18 protein-coding genes are annotated in these 18,558 nt (G+C 71.8%); 3 read left to right on the top strand and 15 right to left on the bottom strand.

From position 1 onward, the window contains the following. Positions 1-48: 48 nt before the first annotated feature. On the bottom strand, positions 49-363 hold the full coding sequence (locus AB0B86_RS02445) for a hypothetical protein (protein ID WP_357407574.1): 315 nt from the start codon (positions 361-363) through the stop codon (positions 49-51). 201 nt (positions 364-564) lie between these two features. On the opposite strand from AB0B86_RS02445, the gene AB0B86_RS02440 reads away from it, so the two are divergent. From AB0B86_RS02440 to AB0B86_RS02430, 3 genes are all read left to right on the top strand, one after another. Further along, a complete protein-coding gene (locus AB0B86_RS02440) occupies positions 565-1,542 on the top strand; it encodes a DUF2267 domain-containing protein (protein ID WP_357407576.1) in 978 nt (325 codons plus the stop codon). Positions 1,543-1,657: 115 nt separating this feature from the next. After that, entirely contained in the window at positions 1,658-2,446 is a 789-nt protein-coding gene (locus tag AB0B86_RS02435; protein ID WP_357407578.1) for a fused MFS/spermidine synthase, read from the top strand. A gap of 103 nt (positions 2,447-2,549) precedes the next feature. Further along, complete coding sequence (locus AB0B86_RS02430) at positions 2,550-3,644, top strand: AI-2E family transporter (protein WP_357407579.1); 1,095 nt, start codon at positions 2,550-2,552, stop codon at positions 3,642-3,644. A 100-nt stretch (positions 3,645-3,744) separates the two neighbouring features. Here AB0B86_RS02430 and AB0B86_RS02425 read toward each other — a convergent pair whose 3' ends face one another. The 14 genes from AB0B86_RS02425 to AB0B86_RS02360 all read right to left on the bottom strand — a co-directional run bounded on the left by AB0B86_RS02425 (position 3,745) and on the right by AB0B86_RS02360 (position 18,425). Continuing rightward, positions 3,745-5,046, bottom strand: coding sequence for an NAD(P)/FAD-dependent oxidoreductase (locus AB0B86_RS02425; RefSeq protein ID WP_357407581.1), 1,302 nt, complete (start codon positions 5,044-5,046; stop codon positions 3,745-3,747). Between the two features lie 113 nt (positions 5,047-5,159). Further along, positions 5,160-5,483, bottom strand: a complete 324-nt coding sequence (locus AB0B86_RS02420; protein WP_357407584.1) for a CU044_2847 family protein — start codon at positions 5,481-5,483, stop codon at positions 5,160-5,162. 3 nt (positions 5,484-5,486) lie between these two features. Further along, positions 5,487-6,899 carry an ABC transporter substrate-binding protein gene (locus AB0B86_RS02415; RefSeq protein WP_357407586.1) on the bottom strand — a complete coding sequence of 471 codons (1,413 nt, stop codon included), beginning with the start codon at positions 6,897-6,899 and terminating at the stop codon, positions 5,487-5,489. Continuing rightward, positions 6,896-8,023: a hypothetical protein gene (locus tag AB0B86_RS02410; protein WP_357407588.1), complete on the bottom strand. Its 1,128-nt coding sequence runs from the start codon at positions 8,021-8,023 to the stop codon at positions 6,896-6,898. The genes AB0B86_RS02415 and AB0B86_RS02410 overlap by 4 nt, the downstream gene beginning before the upstream one ends. Positions 8,024-8,071: 48 nt before the next feature. Next, positions 8,072-9,448: a vWA domain-containing protein gene (locus tag AB0B86_RS02405; RefSeq protein WP_357414939.1), complete on the bottom strand. Its 1,377-nt coding sequence runs from the start codon at positions 9,446-9,448 to the stop codon at positions 8,072-8,074. A gap of 30 nt (positions 9,449-9,478) precedes the next feature. Further along, positions 9,479-11,752: a tetratricopeptide repeat protein gene (locus tag AB0B86_RS02400; RefSeq protein WP_357414937.1), complete on the bottom strand. Its 2,274-nt coding sequence runs from the start codon at positions 11,750-11,752 to the stop codon at positions 9,479-9,481. Further along, a complete protein-coding gene (locus tag AB0B86_RS02395) occupies positions 11,749-13,425 on the bottom strand; it encodes a serine protease (RefSeq protein ID WP_357407656.1) in 1,677 nt (558 codons plus the stop codon). The genes AB0B86_RS02400 and AB0B86_RS02395 overlap by 4 nt, the downstream gene beginning before the upstream one ends. 89 nt (positions 13,426-13,514) lie before the next feature. Then, a complete protein-coding gene (locus AB0B86_RS02390) occupies positions 13,515-14,072 on the bottom strand; it encodes a GNAT family protein (RefSeq protein WP_357414935.1) in 558 nt (185 codons plus the stop codon). Positions 14,073-14,161: 89 nt separating this feature from the next. Then, a complete protein-coding gene (locus AB0B86_RS02385) occupies positions 14,162-14,887 on the bottom strand; it encodes a VOC family protein (protein WP_357407596.1) in 726 nt (241 codons plus the stop codon). A gap of 161 nt (positions 14,888-15,048) precedes the next feature. Then, complete coding sequence (locus tag AB0B86_RS02380) at positions 15,049-15,462, bottom strand: hypothetical protein (RefSeq protein WP_357414933.1); 414 nt, start codon at positions 15,460-15,462, stop codon at positions 15,049-15,051. Between the two features lie 172 nt (positions 15,463-15,634). Further along, entirely contained in the window at positions 15,635-15,928 is a 294-nt protein-coding gene (locus AB0B86_RS02375; RefSeq protein WP_357407600.1) for a DUF6510 family protein, read from the bottom strand. Positions 15,929-15,952: 24 nt separating this feature from the next. Beyond that, a complete protein-coding gene (locus tag AB0B86_RS02370; RefSeq protein ID WP_357407658.1) occupies positions 15,953-16,717 on the bottom strand; it encodes a ferredoxin reductase in 765 nt (254 codons plus the stop codon). Between the two features lie 7 nt (positions 16,718-16,724). Further along, positions 16,725-17,324, bottom strand: a complete 600-nt coding sequence (locus tag AB0B86_RS02365) for a sulfite oxidase-like oxidoreductase (protein WP_357407602.1) — start codon at positions 17,322-17,324, stop codon at positions 16,725-16,727. A gap of 75 nt (positions 17,325-17,399) precedes the next feature. Then, positions 17,400-18,425, bottom strand: a complete 1,026-nt coding sequence (locus AB0B86_RS02360) for a TerC/Alx family metal homeostasis membrane protein (protein WP_357414931.1) — start codon at positions 18,423-18,425, stop codon at positions 17,400-17,402. Positions 18,426-18,558 lie beyond the last annotated feature (133 nt).

Below are 18,558 nucleotides of genomic sequence, written 5' to 3'. Positions count from 1 at the left end.
GGGGTGGCCCCCGACCCTGGGACCTGGGGTCGGGGGCCGGAGGAATGTCTAGGGTGTCGTCATCGGCTGGAGTCGAGGTCCGTTCTCGCGCAGCTCGCCCGTCGGCGGCGGATCGACGTCCTCGGGTTCCCCCGAATCAGGCGTCTGGTACAGATAGCGGACGAACTGCCCACCCGCCTCGTTGTCGTCCGCGCCGGGCCACTGGCCGATGCAGTCCATCCCGACAACTTCCCGGCCGGTCCCGTCGGCCTCCTCAAGCAGCGCCCACAGGCTCACCGGGTAACACCTGGTGACCTCGGGGGTGAGCTGCCAGCGGGCGTACCAGCCGCGCCGGGCGGGAACGATCTCGACGATCTGCTTCATGACGACCTTCCTTCCGCGTACCTCGGAAGAACTTCGGTCCTGCGCCGATCGTGCGTGCCGGGTGGGTGAGCACCCCTCACCCCCGCCGGATGAAGCGTCCCGGACACCGGGCCGACCCGCCCGGCGGCGTCCGTTTCGGCGCCCAAGGCGGCGGGAACGCGGCTGTCACAGCCCACGATCCCCAGCGGAAGGGGTGCCACCATGCGCAAGCAGATGGAGGGCGACAACCAGCGGCGTCGGGCGCTGGCCCGGCAGGCCCGCGAACAGGGTCGCCAGCCCAGCGAGTTCGGTGCCAGTCTGAGCGCTTCCAAGCAGCTCACGAGCCTCGACGCGGGCAAGCGGACCGGCCCACCGGCGGCCGGACCGCACAAGCCGGACAGCACGCGCGGCGGGCCGGCACCGCCGCAGGTCGGCAGCGCCGACAATCCGCGGCCGCAGCCGTCCCCGCCGACCGGCACTGCCGGAGTCAGCAGCCTGGGCTACCACGATCTGGTCGACGAGGTCCGGCGTCGGGCCGGGGTCGACTTCAAGACGGCCAAGGTGGGCACCGAGGCGACGGTGCTGGTCCTCGCCTTCGCCCTGGAGGCCGCCGAACGGCAACGCCTGCTCGCGGCGGTGCCGGCGTCGCTGCACGACGTGCTGCCGGTCGACGGCATCGAGCGACACCGTGACCTGCCCGGCTTCCTGGCCGAGGTGGGCCGGATCAGCGGCAACACCCCCGAGCAGGCCCGGTACCAGGCGGAGGCGACGATCGCCGCGCTCGCCGCGCAGGACGGCGACCTGGTCGAGTCGTTGCACGTACCCGACGGGTTGCGGGACCTGCTGAACCCACCGGAGGCCGGCGGCGGCCTGGTGGGCGCCTCCACCACCACGCCCACCCTGGAGCCGGACGAGATCGACGCGGCGCTGGACGATCTGCCCTACTGGACCGGCGACAGTCAGGGTCTGCACCGGGTGGTCGCGTTGCCGCCGGACAACCTGGACCGGGTGCTCGACCGGCTCGACCGGATGCGCCAGGACAGCGGGCGCGGCCCGAGCATCGGACGGCCGGGAGACACCGCCGCCGTGCTGACCGTGCGAACCAGTCAGGCCGACGGGGTGACAGCGCTCGACGTGGACCTCGCCCACCAGATCGATGACGCGATCGACGAGGTCGGGGCCGGGATGGCCGGCGGCTGACCAGCCGTGGCGACACCGACCGGCCGGCGGAGGCGGAACATCGCTCTCCGCCGGCCGGTCGGCCGTGCCGGGCCACCCACCGACTGCGGCGTGGGCCTGAACTAGCGTGCCGGTCATGAACCACGCTGCCGACCGGCTGGAGTTGGTCGCCGACCCGGTCCGGCGAACCGGGCGGACCCTCCTGTCCGCCGGGGTCGAGCAGTCGTACGTGGACGTCGAGGATCCCCGGTACCTGCACTTCGAGTACGTCCGGCGGATCGCCTCGGCGGTGCGGTCGGCCGCCCCGGCGGGCATCCCGCTGAGCGTTCTGCACCTGGGCGGTGGCGCGCTGACGGTGCCCCGCTGGCTGGCCGCCACCCGGCCCGGTTCCCCGCAACGGGTCGTCGAGCACGACCCGGCGGTGGTCGAGCTGGTGGCCCGGGAGTTGCCGCCGCTGCCGCCGCAGGTGCGGGTGGAGGTCGCCGATGCCCGGGAGTCGCTCACCACCACGCCGGCCGGCTGCTACGACCTGGTGATCGCCGACATCTACCGGGCCGCCCGGATGCCCCCGCACGTGCGCACCGTCGAGTTCGCCGCCGAGGTGGCCCGCACCCTGCGCCCCGACGGGATGTTCCTGGTGAACGTCACGGACCTGCCGCCGCTTGTCGCCACCCGGGTGCAGGTGGCCACGGTGCGGGCGGTGTTCGCCGACGTCTGCGTGCTCGGCGACCGGCGGATGCTGCGTGGCCGCCGGTACGGCAACCTCGTGTTGGCCGCGACATCCCGACCCGGCGGGCTGCCGGTCGGCCGGCTCGCGGTGTCGGCAGTGCGTGACCCGGTGCCGGGCGGCCTGCTGCACGGCGCCACGCTCGACACGTTCGTCGCCGGCGCCCAGCCGCGCACCGACGCCGACGAGCGCCGCTGAGCGGCACGGCCCGTAGGTCCGTCGGTCCACCCGGGCGGGCCAGCGCGGCCGTCGCGTCCGCAATGCCGGGTTTCCGACGGCGAGCGCGGGGAAGGCGCGGCGGATGAGCAACACCGACGACCGGGTGACCGCCCGCCGGACCCTGATCGTGATCGGTCTGGTGCTCGCTACCGCGCTCGCGCTCGCCCTCGGGTACGCGACCCGCCGGGTGCTGGTCTGGGCGGTGGTCGCCGCGTTCTTCGCCGTGGCGCTCAAACCCCTCGTCGACAGGGTGCAACGCCGTCTCGTACGGCGGCGGTCGCTGGCCACGCTGCTGGTGTTCCTCGTCGCGTTCGTGCTGCTGGCGATCCTGGCCGCGCTGATCCTGGTGCCGTTGTCCGGGGAGCTGGCCCGGTTCGCCGACCGGGCGCCGGGGCTGCTGCACGATGCCCGCGCCGGCCAGGGCCCGCTGGGGCAGCTGCTGGAGCGCACCGGCGCGCGGCGGTACGTCAGCGAGCACTCCGACCAACTCCGTGACCTCGGCACCCGACTGCGGCAACCAGCGGTGGGCGTGCTGCGCGGCGTCGTCGAGACCGTCGCCGGGCTGGTCACCGTCATCGTGCTGGCGTACCTCATGGTGCTGGAGGCACCGCGGATCACCAGCGGCCTGGTCGCGGTGGCCGGGGACGGTCAGGGTGAGCGGCTGCGCCGGGTGGGCCGGGAGGTGTCGCGCACCGTCACCGGCTACCTCACCGGCAACCTGTTGATAAGCGTCGTGTGCGGGGTGTTGACCTTCGTGGTGCTTGCCGTCACCGGCGTGCCGTTCGCGGCAGTGATCGCCCTGCTGGTGGCGGTGGCCGACCTGATACCGCTTGTCGGTGCGACGCTCGGCGCGGTGGTCGCGGCCGGGGCCGGTTTCCTGCACTCCCCCACCGCCGGGGTGGTGGTGCTGATCTTCTTCGTGGTCTACCAGCAGGTCGAGAACCACCTGCTCCAACCGCTCATCCTGTCCTGGGCGGTCCGGCTCAACCCGTTGACCGTGCTGGTCAGCGTGCTGCTCGCGGCGGAGCTGGCCGGCCTGCTGGGCGCGCTGCTGGCCATCCCCGCCGCCGGCATCACGCAGACCCTGCTGCGCGAGTACGGCCCGCGCCGGCTGCGGCCCGCGCCGCCGGCCGGTCCGGGTACGCGGCGGCCGATCGACCCCGCCCCGCAGGGCTGACCGGCCAGCGCGGGCGCGGCCCGCTCAACGGGTGCGGGACGCTCAGCGGGTGCGGAACGCTCAGCGGATGCGGAACGCTCAGCGGATGCGGCCCGCTCGCTCAGCGGCCTCGGGACGCGACCTCGGGCGTGGTGCTCTCCAACGGCACCGCGTTCGCCGGGACCAGCCCCAACTGGACCGCCGAGCGGGTGAGCGCGGCGTCGAGCACCCAGTCGGCGCCGACCCGGGTGCGGTTGCCCGGCATCGCCATCAGGTGGTATGCCCGGGTGACCGTCTTGGCCGGCAACCCGGCCAGGTTGACCTGCAACGGGTTCGCCGCCGCGTCCTTGCCCCCCAGGTCGACGACCCAGCCCAGGTCGTGGTGCTTGTACGGCTTGCGCCGGCCGAAGCCGTACGACGCGGCGATGTTGTGCGCCGCGCGCTTGCCCTGGCGCTGCGCGTGCTGCGCCGTCATCCCGCAGATCTTTCCGGGGTTCACCAGATCGGGCACCGCGGCGGCGTCGCCGCAGGCGAACACCTCCGGGTAGCCGGGGACGTTGAGGAACTCGTCGACGACCAGCCGCCCCCGGTCGGTGCGCAGGCCCAGCTCGTTGACGAACGGGTCGGGGCGCACCCCCACACACCACACCAGGGTGCAGGTCGGCACGTACTCACCGTCGGTGAGCTTCACCCCGTCGCAGGTCGCCTCCGCCACTGACGTGCCCATCCGGACGTCCACCCCACGGCGGTTGAGCACCCGGTGCGAGGTGTTCGACATCCGCTCGTCCATCTCCGGCAGCACCCGCTGGGCCACGTCGAGCAGCATCCACCGCGGCCGGACCGTGAGCCGGGGCCGCTGGGCGTGCAGCGCGTCGGTGAACAACTGCCCGTGCGCGGCGACCTCGGTGCCCGTGTAACCCGCCCCGACCACCACGAACGTAGAGCGGGCCTGCTGCTCGGCCGGGTCCTCGGCCTGCTCGGCCAGCTCAACCTGCCGGACGATGTGATCGTGCAGGTAGACAGCCTCGGGCAGGCCACGGAAGCCGTGCGCGTACTCGGTCACCCCCGGGATGGGCAGCAGCTTGTTGACGCTGCCCACGGCGAGAATCAGCCGGTCGTACGCCAGGCGGTTCTTCTCCCCCTCGGGCTGGGTGAAGCCGACCCAGCGGTTCTGCAGGTCGACGTGGTCCGCCTCGCCGATCACCACGCGGACGCCCTTGAGCGTCCCGGTCAGGGGCACCGCGATCCGTTTGGGCTCGACCACCCCGGCGGCCACCTCGGGCAGCAACGGGAGGTAGAGGAAGTAGTCGGTGGAGTTCAGCACCACGATCTCGGCCCGGTCCCGGGCGATCCGGCTCAGCGTCTTCGCCGCGTGGTAACCGGCGAACCCGGCCCCCACGATCACCACACGAGGTTTCGTCATTGCGGGCCGTTTCCCGTCGGAGCCCGGGACAAACGTCCCGCGCGCCAGCGCCCGTCGGCTGGGCTGGAGCCGGACGAGCCGGCTGCGGCCCACCACGAGCGCGGCGCGTACGCCTACGGGGTCGGTGGCCGCTGCCAGCGCACCGTCACCGTCAACTGACCCTGGACGCCGGTCCGGGCGATCACCGCGCCGGCCTCAGCGGTCAACTGCACCCCGAAGGTGATCTCGACTTCGTCCGGACGGTGAGCCATCGACTGGAACTGCCCGAGTGCGGCGGAGGCGGCGTCACGGACCTCCGAGAGCGCCCTGTCGAACGTCGCCCGCGCCTCACGGACCACCTTTCCGGCGTTGCCGGCTGGCGCGACACCGCCCCGACCGTCGACCTCGACCACCACCGAGCCGCCACCGTCCAGATCGAATCTGCGCAGTTCCGTCATCGTTCAGGTCCCCTCTTTCGCAGCCGGCACGCAGCTGAGATCCATCCAGTCGGACTCGGGCACCTTCGCCCGGAGGGCGTCAAGCTCGGCAAGCAGACTGTCCAGGCGGCTGCGATCCTTCAGGTAGACCATCACCGCCCGCTCGAACGCCGTGGCCATCACCGCCGGCAGCAGGTCCGACCCGTCCCAACACAGGGTGGCGGTACGCAGTCGCTGCGCGACCGCCCTGGTGACCGGGTCCTTGTACTCCTCCAGTGGTGTCGTCCGCCGACTGAAGGCCACCTCGGCGGCTGTGTCGCGCCGGGCCTTCTGGGCCGCCTCCCCGGCGAGGTATTTCATCAGTTGCCCGGCCGGCCCGGTGTCCCGGAACATCGCCGCGACGTCGTCGGAGACCTCCTGCAGCGACGAGTTGGCCAGCTTGTCGGCCGGCGCCGGTGTCGGAAAGAAGCTGAACGCCGGGCTTGGCGATGTGGCGACGTGTTTCCGGTATTCGCGGATCGCGAAGGAACCCTGGTGGTCCAGGTGACACCTCCGCGCGGCGGTTGACCCAGGTGGCGTCCCGTCCGCCGGCGTCTCGTCCGCCAACAGGCCCTTCGCGGCCATCTTCAAGGTGGTGTAGAGGCTGGCCAGGTCAGTGCCCGGCGACGAGGCGTCGAGCAACTCCCCCCAGGTCGTCCAGGAGCTCTTGACCTCGTCCGACGTCCAGGCAAGCTTGCCGCTTGTCCAACTCTGGTAGGTGTCCTGGCCGAAGTGGTGCAACAGGATGTCCTCGATCCAGTCGGTGCCCGGCCAACCGGACACCGGTTGCGAACTCATCGCGAGGCACCAGCGCACCTGCTGGTCACCGGCGCGACGCTTGGTCTGCGCGACAAGTTCCGGCCAGGTCCGCGGTGGCTGCGGACCGAACGTGGCCAACTGGGCCGGGTCGTACCAGACCACGCTCTTCAGGTGGGTGGCCATCGCCACCCCGTAGGCCACCGTGGGGCCGTCCGAACCGGACTTGGGGGCCAGCTTGATCAGTTGCGGTGCCGCGTCGGCCCCGAGCACGTTGGTCAGCGGCACCAGCCGGCCGGCATTGACGTACTGCTGTAGGTCGTTGAGGCGCGGTAGGACCACGACGTCGGGCGGTCGACCTCGCTCGATCGCCACCTGGAGCACCTGGCTGACATCCCGGTGCCCCTCGTAGCGGGTCTTCACGCGAGGCGTCTTTCCGGGATCCTTTTCGGACGCCTCTTCGGAGTATTCTTCGAACTTCTTCAGTACCGCCTCGAACTCCGCCTGTTCCTCATCGGTCCAGGGCCCGAAAATCGTCACCTCCGACACCGGCTCGGCTGAGCACCCGTTCAGCGCGACACCGGCGAGCAGCACCGTGACCAGCACCACCGCCGCACGGGCCGGCCAGCCATATTCCCTCATGTTGATTGATCTCCATATTCGGCCAGGCGGGCACGAAAGCCCGCCAGCACCAACACCGTGATGCCGAGCGCGAGCAGCGGCAGGGCGAACTCGACCGAGCGGCTGTCGGCCGCGTCGCGGGCATGAGCCTTGATGGCGGCGTCGGCCTCGGCATCCCCCGGCAGCGAAGACCCGGACGAAGCCACAGACGGCGACGGCGACGGCGACGGGAATGAGAGGCGCAGCTCCCCGATGCTGTCCTCGCAGCCGATCTGACACTGCGTCTGCACCTCGACCACGAGGCCGTTGGCGGCCCGGAAGCCCACGTCACTGATCTGCCACTGCCGACTCTTGTGCACCGACTCGACGTCCCCGCGGGTCCGGTCCAGCCGGCCCGCCGAGCAGAGGCTCAGCGCGGTGCCGGCCCCCATCCCGACCACCGCGACCGTGGCGAGCAACAGGGGGACGTTCACCGCCCGGCGGAAGCGGCGGGTCAGATACACCTGCGCGCACACCAACAGCACACCGAGCGCTGCCAACGGCAGCAACCAGACGACAGCGGTGTGCCCGTCCGTCCAGCGGTTGTACGCCTGGTCGTCAAAGGCGAGCAGTTGCTTGCCCCGGAGCCGTTCGATTCGGACCAGGATGTCGTCCAACAGGCTCGCCGCGTCCCGGAGCAGGGCCGCCCCGAGCGCCTGCAACCCGGCTTCGCGGAAGCGCGCGTCGGCCTGGCCGATCAGCCCGGTGTACGTGACCAGCAGCGCCTCGATCGTCTGGATGTCCCGGGTGCCGGCGTCGCCGGCCGCGTTGTTCTCCGCCAGCAGGGTGAGGAACTGGCCGGCCGCGGCGATCTGACGCTGGAAATCCACCCCGGGGCCGCCGACGCCGAGGACGACGCCACCCTCGCCGACATGGTCCACCGCCGCGAGGTGCGCGTTGCGCAGCGCGTCCTGCGCGTCGTAACTGGCCAGGATCGCCGGCACCGACCGCTCCTCCGCGACGTCGGCGTTTCCGGCGACACCGAGCACGACCGCCAGGCTGGTCGCCAGGGTGACCGCCGTGAACCCGAGCAGCCACCCGCGCAGGCGGACGAGGGTCTGCCGGGTGGTGCTGACCCGCGGGGGCGTACGCGCGTCGGCCGTCATGCCCGTACTCTCGCCGAGGGATCGTCAGTGAACGGTGTGCCACAGTTCTCACACCGTTGCGCGCCGGCCGGCGAACTCTCCAGACAGGCGCCGCAGATCTTCTCCGCGACCGCCGGGCCCCGGGGGCACCGGTGGGTGCGTCGGGTTACGCACCGAGCCGACGATGCTGACCTTGATGTCGGTCTGGCTGAGATCTTCCTTGAGCCGGACGAGACCGCCGGGCTCGATGTCCACCAGATGCCTCAGTTGCGCCAGGGCGGCCTCGTCCCGGGCGGCGGTCGCCAGCGCCACCGCCTCGGCCCACTGCGCGTGTGCCTCGACCCGGTCCCCCCGGTCGTACGCGTCGCAGCCGGCGTTGATGGCCCGCCGGACGTCCTCCTGCCCGGTCAGCTGGGAGACACTGAGGTCGATCCGGGCCGACTTGGCCATGTCGACAGTCCAGTTCACCAGGACGGTCGCGGCGGTGGCCCGCAGGTCCCCGTCGACCACCAGGTCGACCCGGGCGGCCAACCGGTCCTGCTCCAGGATGTCGTCCGGCGCCTCGACCCGGAGGAAGAGGTGGAAATCCCGACGCTCCGCACCCCACGACCCGGTGGCGAACTCCCACGTCCGCTCGTCGACCCGGTCGGCGTACCCGGTCAGGTCCTGGATGGTGGGGCTGCTCTGTTTGAAGAAGACCAGTTCCGCGTACGGCATTGTGCGCAGCCGGATCCGGACGTCCGGCAACAGCTTGGTGAGCGCGGCGAGGACGGACTCCCGGAAACTGGCGGCCAGGTCGCCGGGCCGCCGTACCGCCTCGGCGGTGCCGTGCAGCGCGGCGGCGATCCGGAGCAGGTCCGCCGGGTGCCACCCTTCCCCGATGCCCCGCGGGTCGCAGACGAACCGACCGGCGCAGCTGCGCAGCACGCGCGCCAACTCCTCCTCGGTCTCGTGTTCGTTGATCCCGTCGGTGAGCAGCAGCACGTGGTTGATCGTCGGCGCGGAGGACGGGAGCAGGTCCCGGGCGGCCTCAAGCCAACTGCCCATCGCCGTCCCGCCGCTGGCGCTGAGGCGTACGACAGCGGCGCTGGCCTCCTTGCGGGTGACCGGCGAGGCGGCCGCGAGCGTCCGGGTCGCCGGGTACACCACCTTGGCCTCGTGGGTGCCCTGGATCACCGCGAACCGGACCCCGTCCGGCAGCACGCTGATGGCCGCGGCGGCGGCCTGCTGCGCCGCGGCCATCTTGGTCGGCGGGTCGGCCATCGACCCGGAGCAGTCGATCACCAGCACCTCGACCAGCCGGGAGGGATCCGTTCGCACCGGCGGGTCGGCACCGGCCGACGCCTTCTGCCCGGTCACCGAGAGGACCGCGTGCATCTCCCGACCGCCCACGGGCAGGAATTTGTTCTGGTTGACTTCCAGGTCGAACTGCATCGCGGTATCCACCGGTTCACGCTCCGTTCCGGGTCGGGTCGGTCACCATCGGGTGCGGGGTCGGACGGCGTTCGCCCGGTCGATGAGCAGGTCGTGGGCCGCCCGACGGGCGTCGGTGCGACCGGGCAGCCGGAAGCGGCGCGAGCCCGCCGCCACCGGTTCGGGCAGCTCGGCGTGTCGGGCCTGCTGGCCCAGCGCCCGGTAGGACCGCTCCAGCAACGCGCGAATGGCGCGTTCGGTCGGCGGCTCACCCAGCACCGGGCCACCAGCCAGGTCGGCGGTGTCGCCGGCCCGGATCAGGTCGAGGGCCATCTCCCGGATCGCAGTGGTCAGCCGGTCGCGCGCCTCGCCGTCGAGGTCCAGCGCGGCCAGCCGGTGGACGGCCTGGTTGAGCTCGCCGACGGTGGGCGGGCCACCGGGCAACCGGGACGACAGCACCCGCACCGCGGCGATCCGCGCCGCGTCGTGGTGCCGGGAGAGCGCCGGCACCTCGTCGAGGACGGCGACAGCCCCGGCCCGGTCGGTCGCGGCCAGGCGGAGTCGGGCCAGCCCGAAGGCGGCGCTGGCCTGGAAGGGATCTCGCTGCCAGACGGCTGCGTAGTAGCGGGCCGCCCGGACGTGGTCGCCGCCTCGCTCGGCGCAGTAGCCGAGGGCGAGCTTCGGAGCGACCTCTCCCGGGATGTCGCTGTAGACCTCGTCGAACCGCTGCCCCGCCTCGTCGACCCGGTCGGCGGTGAGCGCGAGCAGCCCGCGGTGCCAGGCGATCCGCCAGTCGACATCGGCGCGGGTGCCGATCAGCAGCTCCGCGCTGGCCAGCCTCGCGGCGGCCGGTTCGGGGTCGGCCAGGGCGAGGTGCGCCCGGCACCTGCTCAGCTCGATCTCCACGGACGTCTGCTCGACCATGGCGAGCTCACCCAGCAGGGCGTGGGCGTCCGACGCGTCGACAGTGCGGAGCACGTCGACGGCGGGGTCGTCGGGGTCGGGTCGGGGCACCGCCAGGCCACGGGCCACGTCGACGGACGCGGGCCGGCCGTCGTCCAGCAGGGTGCCGTCACCCGCGTCGATCCAGGTACGCAGGGGTAGCACCAGACCGAGCCCGGCGTCCAGTAACCGGGCGGACGGTTGGAAGAGCGAGATCGGCTCGGGTTGACGCCGGTCCGGCTGGCCGGCCAGGATCTCCCGCAACACCCCGAGGAGCTGCTCGGACATTTCGGTGGCGGAGGCGAACCGCCGGTCCCAGTCCGGCCGGACCGCTCGGGCGACGAGCCGGTTGAACGACTCGATGCCGAGGGCGTCCGGGGCCGCGCCCGGAGTGTCCGGGCCAGGCGTGCGGGACCGGTACAACTCCTCAAGCGTGCGACCGAGGGCGAACAGGTCGGAACGCTCGGTCGGCCCCCGGGTCTGGTACTCGGTAGTGCTTACCGAGAAGTCGGCGGAGTGGACGATCCCCTCGGTCCCGCTGTCGGCCTTGCGGACCCCGCCCAGGTCGATCACCTTGATCCGGTCGGCGGTGCGCATCACGTTGTCGGGCTTCATGTCGGTGTAGAGCAGCCCCCGCGCGTGCAGGTAGTCAAGCGCGGCGAGGATCTCGTGACCGTAGGCGAGGATGTGGTCGATCGGCAGCGAGACATCCGGCTGTCGGGGGTCCTTGGCGGCGACCTGCAACCGGCGCAGCGACATCCCGTCGAGGTAGTCCATCACGATGTAGCCGGTCGGGCCGGCGACCGGGTCGTCGTGGGTGGCGAAGTCGATGCTGCGGACGATGTTCGGGTGGTCCAGCGCGTTGAGGAACCGTCGCTCCTCGACGGCGGCCTTGAGGGAGGCCTCGTCGGCGGCGTGCAGCACACCCTTGAGCGCGACATCGACGTGGTCGTTGTGGGTGTCGTGGGCGAGGTAGACCCACCCCTGGCCGCCCCGGGCCACACAGCGGACCACCTGGTAGCGGTCGGCGACGACGTCGCCGGCGCGCAGGCCGGGCAGGAAGTTGAACGGTGTCGGGGTCGGGCAGTAGGGGCAGAAGCCGCTGTCCCGACCCGGTCGACCGCCCCGGCTCCGGCCCACCGGGTGGCCGCTGGGGCAGAAACGGAACTCGTCGGGCACCCGCAGCGGTGCGCCGCTTGTGGCGTCCGGGGAGAAGGTCAGCACCGGCAGGGAGACGAGACTGGCCACCGTCCAGACGTCCCGACCTGTCGACCGGGACGGGGGCACGGCCGGCGTGCTGCTGTCGGTGCCGAGCGGCGCCAGGCCGCAGACGTCACAGAACCCGGTCTCGTCGACGGTGCCGGCGCAGCCCGGCCAGTTGCACTGTGTGGTCACGACCCGTCCCCTCCGCGTCGGCCGTCAACCTGGTGCGAGACCGCCTCGGTGTAGCGGCGGACCGCCTGCTCGGCGGCGACCAGGTCGCACGGCGCGGTCAGCAGCAGGTCGTGAGCGCGGCGGTATACCGTGCCGAGCGCCGGATCCTCGGCGAGCCGGTGCTGCACCGCCATCGCGCGATAGGCGCCCAGCCGACCGTGCAGCTCGGACCAGAGATCCTCCCGGGCCACGATCTCCCGGCGGACCGACTCTGCCGCACCGAGCGCCCGGTCGGTGGCCCGCTCGGTCGAGGCGAGCAGGGCGGCCAGGGTGTCGCCGTCGGTGCTGGTGGCAGCCGCCCGCAGCTTGGTCAGCTGGATGCGCAGCTCGGTCGCCCTGGGCTGGAGTCGGGGCACGTCGGTGAGCACGCTGGCTGCTCTGCGGTACGCCCGGCGGGCGGCCTCTTCGGTGGCCTGGAGGCTGGCGACACGGCTCGCCAGCAGCGTGGTGCGCAGCGCGATCGACTCGCCGCGAAAGGTCAACAGCATCCGCAGGTCCCGGGTGGGCGCCTGGTCGACAAGCGGCAGCACCACCTCGGACAGCAGCGTCTCGGGCTCGGCGGCCTCGTCGATGTTGTTGATGATGATCGAGCGAGGCGTCGTCTCGGCGGCCCGGTCGCGGCCCGTGGCCGGGCTCGGGGCGTCCGCCTCGCCGGCCCAGTCGGCGATCCGCCGGGACACGTCCTTGGTGCTCCGGTCGGTCGCGTCCAGGGCGAGGTCGATGCTGCCGATCGGCGGAGCGTCCGGAACGTCGTCCGGGTTTATCGACGGCCGCAGCTCCCGGCTGGAGAGCACCGCTGCCTGCCGTACCGCCGCCGCGACGTCGGACTCGCTGTGGTCGATGACGATGACGAGCACGTGGTCGGCCGAGACGCGACCGAAGAAACCCGCGAGCTGCCGGAGAACCCGCTGGTTCGCCGGCGTGGCGGCGGCTGACCGGAAGCTCGGGTCGACCGAGGATTCGCCGGGCACCTGGGCGCGCAGCCGCGGGAGGCGGCCCAGAATCGTCTCGACCGGGATCATCCACGACAGACCGCTGCCCGGATCGGTGCCGCCGGCCACGTCCTGGTCGCGGTCACCGGACCGGTACGTGCTGACCACCATCCCGACGACGTGCCCGGTCTGCGCGTCGACCACCGCCGAGCCACTGAATCCCGGGCTGACCTGCGGACCGGTGGTCGCCGAGAGCATCTGGACGCGTTCCCGTCCCGCCCCGGACCGACCGGTGAGCCGGGCCTCGACGTAGACGCCGTGTTCCAGGGTTTCCGGAAAGCCGTACATGATGACGCGGCGGTCCCAGGTGCCCCGCATGCGGCGCAGTGGCGCGAACGGGCCCTGCGGCGCTGGTTCTGCCAACTCGAGCAGCGCGATGTCGTCCCGCCCGTCAGGGGTGGGCGGCCACCAGCAGCCGGGCACGACCCGGGCCGGGACCGTCCGGCCGCCCGGTTGGCCGATCAGGTCGACAAGGACCGGCCAGGCCGGCTCGGCGCTGGCGGCGTCGGTGTCGCCGCCCGCCCCGACGACATGGGCGCAGGTCAGGACGTGACGGTCATCCAGCGCCATCCCGGCGCCCAGCACCTCGCCGCGCTCGGCACGGACACGGACCGGCCAGGGCTCGTTGCCGACGCTGACCATCACCTCGCTGAGGGTAATCGAGACGGATCATATCCGTTGACCGCCGTCACTGCTTATGGGGCTTTTGCACCTTTTGTGGATCTTCACTGTCAATGATGTGACGTGGCCTCACCGCCATCCGGCGGCCCACCGGGTGCGGTGATCGCCCAGCGCTCGTGGTCACGCCAGGCGCCGTCGATGAACAGGTAGTCCCGGGAGAAGCCCTCCACGCGGAACCCGAGCTTGCGGGCCACCCGGCGGGACGGTTCGTTGCCCGGCTGGATGTTCGCCTCCAACCGGTGCAGGCCGACACTGTGGAACGCGTGGTCGATCACCAGCGCCACCCCCGCCGAGGCGTGCCCGGTCCCGCTGTACGGCAGGAACGCCGCATACCCCAGGTAGCCACCGCGCAGCGCGCCGAGCACGATGCCGCTGATGTTCACGTAGCCGGCGATCTCGCCGCTGGCCCGGTCACAGATCAGGTAACCGGCACTGTCCCGGCGACGGATCCGCCTCAGGTAGCTGTCGTACTCCTCGGGGCTGGCCGGCGCGACCAACCACGGGTGGTGCAGGTCCCGACTGCGCCGCGCGGCGGCGACGAACTCGTCGACGTCGGTGGACCGGGGCCGCCGGATCGCGGCGGGACCACCGGCACGCAGGTATCTCACGGCCGACCACTCTGACCGACCGGTGCCCCTTTTGTCCAACCCGCGCTTGACCTGACGCGCTGATGCTCGGCCCCTCCCCGCGGGGGCCGCTAGCGGGGCGTCCGGAGCCAGAACTCGCCGCCGTCCGGATCGGCCATCAACACCCGCCCGCCGGAACCGTCGGGATCGGCGTCGACGAGGGTCGCGCCGAGCGACAGCAGACGGTCGATCTCTGCCTGCCGGTCGACGTCGACTCCCGCGGCGACGTCGAGTCGGACCCGGTCCCGGCCCCCGTTCGGCATGTACGGCGGACCACCCCAGGAGATCTTCGTACCGCCACGCGGTGACTGGATCGCGGTCTCCTCGTCCTGGTCCCAGACCAGCGGCCACCCCAGCGCCGCGCTCCAGAAGTAGCCGACCTTCGGCGACCCGTCGCAGGCGAGCGCGCCGATCGGCCCGGTGTCGGCGAGGAAGTTGTTGCCCGGCCCGATCACGTCGAACTCGTTGCCCTCGGGGTCGGCGAGCACGACGTGGTCGTCGGTCGGGTCCTGGCCGATGTCGATGTGCCGTCCGCCGAGCTCAAGCGCCCTGGCCACCGACCGCTGCTGGTCCTCGAGCGAACTGCTGGTCAGGTCGAAGTGCATCCGGTTCTGGACGACCTTCGGCTGCTCCTGCGGGACGAAGCGGATCCGGAAGTCGGGGTCGCCGATGGGCAGGAGGAGGACGCCGCCGTGTGGATCGTCGACGATCTCCCGGCCGAGGAACCCGGACCAGAACCGCGCGAGTCGCAGCGGCTCGCGTGCGTCGAAGCTGATCGCGAACAGTTCTGCGGTCATCGCGTCACCATCTCCCCTCCGACCGGACACCGCGCCGGTCGTTTGGGGCGGAAGCCTAGGAGTGCGCCCGGGCCAGCCGCACCCGAGTTTTCCGGGCGGCGGCAGGCCGCCGCTGAGTGCGCGCTCAGCGGACGGGATAGGCCGCGGCGGTGCGGGTGTCGTCACCGTCGCACCACTGGGACGAACCAGCGCATCAGCCAGGGGGTGAGTACGACGAGGGCGACGGCCAGGGCGGTGATGACCGCCTGCCCGATCCGGCCCGCGGTGACGCCGGCCGCCGGGTCCAGCACGTAGTTGGCGTACCAGTTGGCCGCCGCGTCGGTCACCAGCACCGCGCAGCCCAGCGCCAGCCCGACCGCCCGGCGCGCCGCCAGGAGCAGCGCGGCCACCGGATCGCACAGCGCCAGCGAGGTGAAGTAGACAGTGAGCCACCCCGGCAGGTCGAGCGGCGGCCCGAGCTCCGGTACGAGCAACTGGGCCACGTGCACCACTGTGCCGTACGCGAAGACCAGCACGGCGGCGGCCACGACCAGGCGGACCGCGAGCGGCGTACCGCGCCAACGACCGGCGCTCATCCGGCCAGGGGACGACTCGGGAGAGCCGGTCGAGGAAGATCGGCCGGCAGAGTCACGACGATTGGCCACACCACAGCAGTATCGGGTCGGCCCGCAAGCGCCATGAGGCCGCCGACGACCTACCGACACCCCAGCCGCGGGCAAGCCGGGTGGTCGGCGCCGGGCCGGTTTTTCAGAGCGGGCCGGAGAACGGCTGCTGCATCGGCATCGGCACCTGGAGGAACGTCGTGCCGCGCAGGTCCAGCCAGGCCCGATCGGGCCCACGGACCAGTCGCATCATCACCGCCTCGCAGGACGGGCAGCGCGCCACCAGGCCCGGGGCGTGCGAGTAGACGTGCAGGCTGGCCATCGAGCCGGTCGTCCCGCAGTTCTCGCAGCGGCCCATGGCGCTGCTCAGGTCGACGGTCAGCAGCTCGCGCATCGGGCCGTCGAGCATGTTGCCGTCCACGTACGACATCTCGGTCATCGGATCTCCTCGACAGGGCGTGCGTCAGCCGGTGGGGCCGAAGCGTTCGGTCTTGACCCGTCGCGACGGGTGGCCGAGCCCCACCAGCAGGTCGGCCACGGTCTCCACGAACGCGGTCGGGCCACACACGTAGGTGAGCGGTTGCAGGTCCGGTGGCCAGCCGTGCGTGTTGACGTCGGCCAACCCGATCCGGTGCGGCTCGCCACGCCAACCCTCGGGTGCCTGCCGGGTGTAGACGTAGGCGATGTCCAGGCCGAAGTCGTCGCGGACCCGGCGGCGCAGCTCGTCGGCGTAGATCACGTCGACGGGGGTGCGCACCGAGTAGATCAGCCGGAACGGCGCCTTGCTGCCGGCGGCGCGGCGGGCCCTGATCATCGCCATCAACGGCACGATGCCGGAACCACCGGCGACCAACTGCACCGGCGCGGCCTCCTCGGGCCGCCAGATGAACCAGCCACCGAGCGGTCCGCGGACCTCCACCGGATCGCCGTCGCCAAAGACATCGATGAGGTACGGCGACACCTCGCCGTCGTGCACGCGCTGCACTGTCACCTCGATGCGCGGGCCGCCCGGACCGTCCACGACGGGCCCGGCGATGGAGTACGACCGCGCCGCCTGGTAGCCGTCGGACGCGGTCAGTCGCAGGTCGACGTGCTGACCCGGCAGGTGACCCGGCCAGTCCGGCACCTCAAGCACCAGCGTCTGGGCGCTCGGTGTCTCCACCCGGCGCTGCACCAGGCGGCCAACCTGCCAACGGTTGGCCGTGCGGGGCGGGCTGCCCGTCGCCACGGCGCGCTCAGTCACCCTGGTACCGCTGCTCGCGCCACGGGTCACCGTAGTCGTGGTAGCCGGCGGTCTCCCAGAAGCCCGGCTCGTCCATCGTCTTGAGCCGGATGCCGCGCACCCACTTGGCGGACTTCCAGAAGTACAGGTGCGGCACCAGCAGCCGGGCCGGCCCGCCGTGCTCGGCCGGCAGCGGCGCACCGTCGAAGGTGTGCGCCACCCAGGCCCGGCCGCCGCGCAGGTCGTCAAGCGGCAGGTTGGTGGTGTACCCGCCGTACGAGTGCGCGAGCGCGAAGTGCGCGCCGGTGTCGACACCCTCGAGCAACGTGTCCAGCGAGACGCCCTGCCAGGTGGTGCCGAGCTTGGACCAGCGGGTGACGCAGTGGATGTCCACCTGCGGCGTCTCCTGCGGCAGGGCCATCAACTCCTGCCACGACCAGCGGTGCTCGCTGCCGCTCTCGGCGGTGATGACGAACTCCCAGGTGTCCAGGGACACCCGGGGCGTCGGGCCGGCCGAGAGCACCGGAAAGTCCTCGGTCAGGTACTGGCCGGGCGGCAGGGCCGGCTCCTGCGTTCGGGGCCGGCCCTGGAAGCCCGGTGACACGATTCCCATTGCACAGTCGTACCACCCCGCCGGTGGGGACGGGAGCTTTCCGCCGTACCTCCCGGTTGTCGTGGCCCGGCGCGGTCAGTGCCGTTCCGCGACGACCTGGCGGTCCTCGGGCAGGTCACCGCCCCGAGTGGCGCGCAGGCTGGTCACGGTGACCACCACCAGCACCCCGATGATCACGCCGAGCGAGGCCAGGGTGGGGATCTGCGGCACGCCGTCCCAGATCCCGTGCGCCCAGTGCAGACCGAGCTTGAGGCCGATGAACGCCAGGATGACGGCCAGGCCGTAGCTGAGGTGCACCAGCCGGCTCAGCGCCGCGTGCAGGACGAAGTAGAGCGCCCGCAGGCCGAGCAGAGCGAACGCGTTTGTGGCGAAGACCAGGTACGGGTCCTCGGTGATGCCGTAGACCGCCGGCACCGAGTCGACGGCGAAGACGATGTCGGTGGCCAGCACCGCGACCACCACCAGGGCGAACGGGGTGAGCGCCCGCTTCGCGCCCTGCCGGACGGTCATCCTGGTGCCGTGGTACTCGTCGACCACCGGCATGACCTTGCGCAGCAGTCGCACCGACCGCATCTTGTTGATGTCGACTTCCTGCTGGTGCCCGGACAGGGCGTCGCGCAGCAGCTTCACCGCCGTGGCGACGAGGATGATCGCGAAGAGCAGGAAGGCGAAGTCGAGAGTCTGCAACGCCGCAGCGCCGAGGGCGATGAAGACGGCCCGCAGCACCAACGCGCCGGCGATGCCGTAGAGCAGCACCCGCTGGGCGAGCACGGCCGGCACCGCGAACGCGGCAAGCAGCAGCATGAAGACGAAGAGGTTGTCGACGGAGAGCGACTTCTCCACCAGGTAACCGGTCAGGTATTCCACGCCCTGCTGTGAGCCGTAGCGCGACCAGAGCCAGCCGCCGAACGCCAGCGGCAACGCGATGTAGAACGCCGACCAGCCGATGGCCTCCCGCATGGACACCTCGTGCGGGCGACGGGTGACCAGGAAGTCCAGCACCAGCAGCAGGATCACGCCGATGATCGTGACCGCCCACAGCGTGGGTGTGCCCACCGACGACAGGTCGCTGGCGGCGGACAGGTACGACAATTCGCTCATTGGGGTCTCCTCGAACACCGTCATGTTCGAGGTCTCCTTCACCCATCACCTGATGGGCAACCACCCGAGGCGCGCCGGGCGCGCCGTACTGACCGGAATGGTTCGTGGGAAGTACTCCCCTCGCACGACAAGG

It is taken from the genome of Micromonospora sp. NPDC049047 (assembly GCF_040649135.1).
In the GTDB taxonomy this organism is placed as follows: Bacteria; Actinomycetota; Actinomycetes; order Mycobacteriales; family Micromonosporaceae; genus Micromonospora.
This window is presented reverse-complemented; position numbering and strand designations above follow the sequence as displayed.

What these genes read in the sequence shown, in the direction of transcription:
- AB0B86_RS02445 (WP_357407574.1), bottom strand. Translation starts at nt 363, where the DNA reads ATGAAGCAGATCGTCGAGATCGTTCCCGCCCGGCGCGGCTGGTACGCC.
- AB0B86_RS02440 (WP_357407576.1), top strand. Translation starts at nt 565, where the DNA reads ATGCGCAAGCAGATGGAGGGCGACAACCAGCGGCGTCGGGCGCTGGCC.
- AB0B86_RS02435 (WP_357407578.1), top strand. Translation starts at nt 1,658, where the DNA reads ATGAACCACGCTGCCGACCGGCTGGAGTTGGTCGCCGACCCGGTCCGG.
- AB0B86_RS02430 (WP_357407579.1), top strand. Translation starts at nt 2,550, where the DNA reads ATGAGCAACACCGACGACCGGGTGACCGCCCGCCGGACCCTGATCGTG.
- AB0B86_RS02425 (WP_357407581.1), bottom strand. Translation starts at nt 5,046, where the DNA reads ATGACGAAACCTCGTGTGGTGATCGTGGGGGCCGGGTTCGCCGGTTAC.
- AB0B86_RS02420 (WP_357407584.1), bottom strand. Translation starts at nt 5,483, where the DNA reads ATGACGGAACTGCGCAGATTCGATCTGGACGGTGGCGGCTCGGTGGTG.
- AB0B86_RS02415 (WP_357407586.1), bottom strand. Translation starts at nt 6,899, where the DNA reads ATGAGGGAATATGGCTGGCCGGCCCGTGCGGCGGTGGTGCTGGTCACG.
- AB0B86_RS02410 (WP_357407588.1), bottom strand. Translation starts at nt 8,023, where the DNA reads ATGACGGCCGACGCGCGTACGCCCCCGCGGGTCAGCACCACCCGGCAG.
- AB0B86_RS02395 (WP_357407656.1), bottom strand. Translation starts at nt 13,425, where the DNA reads ATGGTCAGCGTCGGCAACGAGCCCTGGCCGGTCCGTGTCCGTGCCGAG.
- AB0B86_RS02385 (WP_357407596.1), bottom strand. Translation starts at nt 14,887, where the DNA reads ATGACCGCAGAACTGTTCGCGATCAGCTTCGACGCACGCGAGCCGCTG.
- AB0B86_RS02380 (WP_357414933.1), bottom strand. Translation starts at nt 15,462, where the DNA reads ATGAGCGCCGGTCGTTGGCGCGGTACGCCGCTCGCGGTCCGCCTGGTC.
- AB0B86_RS02375 (WP_357407600.1), bottom strand. Translation starts at nt 15,928, where the DNA reads ATGACCGAGATGTCGTACGTGGACGGCAACATGCTCGACGGCCCGATG.
- AB0B86_RS02365 (WP_357407602.1), bottom strand. Translation starts at nt 17,324, where the DNA reads ATGGGAATCGTGTCACCGGGCTTCCAGGGCCGGCCCCGAACGCAGGAG.
- AB0B86_RS02360 (WP_357414931.1), bottom strand. Translation starts at nt 18,425, where the DNA reads ATGAGCGAATTGTCGTACCTGTCCGCCGCCAGCGACCTGTCGTCGGTG.